The sequence below is a fragment of the Cetobacterium somerae ATCC BAA-474 genome, from assembly GCF_000479045.1.
Lineage (GTDB): Bacteria > Fusobacteriota > Fusobacteriia > Fusobacteriales > Fusobacteriaceae > Cetobacterium_A > Cetobacterium_A somerae.
Map to the genome: position 1 here is coordinate 1 of NZ_KI518175.1, position 1,598 is coordinate 1,598.

Genomic DNA, 1,598 nt, shown 5'->3' on the forward strand with positions numbered 1-1,598 from the left:
CTTTTAGTTTTAATTATGTTTTTTTTGTTATATTTACAAAATAAAAAGTGTACATAATTTTTCTTATTATTTTTATCTATATACATATATTTTTTTTACTAGGCAACTTGTCCTATGTATATTATATATTTTAGAATATAATTAAAAGGATAAAGTAATTTTTGATAGTAATATCAAAATAATATTATAGTTATAGAGGAGCTGGTAATGTGTCTATACTGAGAAGTATATTCGGGATTTTTGTAATTTTATTTTTAGGTTATCTTCTATCTTACGATAGAAAAAACATCAAATGGAGAACAATTATAGCTGGTTTTGCACTACAATTTTGTTTCGCCTTTATAGTAATGAAAACGTCTGGTGGAGCTTATATCCTTGAGTCTGTTTCTAATGGTTTTAACAAAATAATTGCTCAAGCTAATGAGGGAATACAATTTGTTTTTGGAGGATTATACACGCCGGGAACTAACATCGCATTTGTTTTCGCTTTTAATGTTCTACCTCTTATTATTTTCTTTGGTGCTTTAATCTCTGTATTATACCATTTAGGAATTATGCAATTAGTTATCAAATATATCGGTGGTGGAATATCAAAACTTTTAGGAACTAAAGAAGCTGAATCTGTATCTGCTGCTGCAAATATTTTTCTTGGTCAAACTGAAGCACCACTAGTTATAAAACCTTATATAGCAAATTTAAGTAGATCGCAACTTTTTGCTGTTTTAACTTGTGGAGTTGCCTCTGTTTCTGGTTCTACTCTTGCTGCATATGCTGCTTTAGGTGTTCCTATGAAATATTTAATTGCTGGTTCTTTCATGGCCGCTCCAAGTGGATTAGTTTTCGCTAAACTAATCATGCCTGAAACTCAAGCTGAATCAGAAGATGAAAAAATTGAGTTTACAAAAAGTGATTCTGTTAATGTTATCGAAGCTGCTGCAAAGGGAACTATTGATGGTATGAACATCGCTCTTATAATCGGAGCTATTTTAATATCATTCATCGCTCTAGTTTCTCTAGTAAACATGATTTTAGGTGGAATTGGAGATCTATTTGGAATCCAACTTACTCTTCAAACAATTTTAGGTTATATTTTTGCTCCTATAACTTATGCTATGGGTATTCCATGGCACGAAGCTGTTTATACAGGAAGTTTATTAGGACAAAAAATGGTACTTAATGAGTTTGTTGCCTATGTAGATTTCACAAAAAACATAGCTGGACTTTCTGAAAAAACAATAGCTATTATGAGTTTCGCTTTACTTGGATTCGCTAACGTAGCCTCTTTAGGACTTCAAATTGGAGCTTTAGGAGCTATCGCCCCTAATAGAAGAAGTGAAATTGCTCAAGTAGGTATGAGAGCCGTTTTAGCAGGTTTCTTAGCTTCTCTTTTAAATGGAGTTATAGCAGGAGTATTTTTCTAAAACTATATATTTACTCATAAAAAGACAAGAAAATTTTCTTGTCTTTTTTTATTATATATTTTTTATATTTTTTTTATTAACTATTGTTTTTTAGAATTTTATATTATATACTCGTACAAACAAAAATAATTAACTAGGAGGAAACAATGAAGAAAAAAATCAGAATACCTGATACGT

1 protein-coding gene is annotated in these 1,598 nt (G+C 30.1%); it reads left to right on the forward strand.

What is annotated here, in order from left to right:
- The first annotated feature begins 209 nt into the window (after positions 1-209).
- On the forward strand, positions 210-1,421 hold the full coding sequence (locus tag HMPREF0202_RS09025; RefSeq protein ID WP_023052493.1) for a NupC/NupG family nucleoside CNT transporter: 1,212 nt from the start codon (positions 210-212) through the stop codon (positions 1,419-1,421).
- The last annotated feature ends 177 nt before the right edge of the window (positions 1,422-1,598 follow it).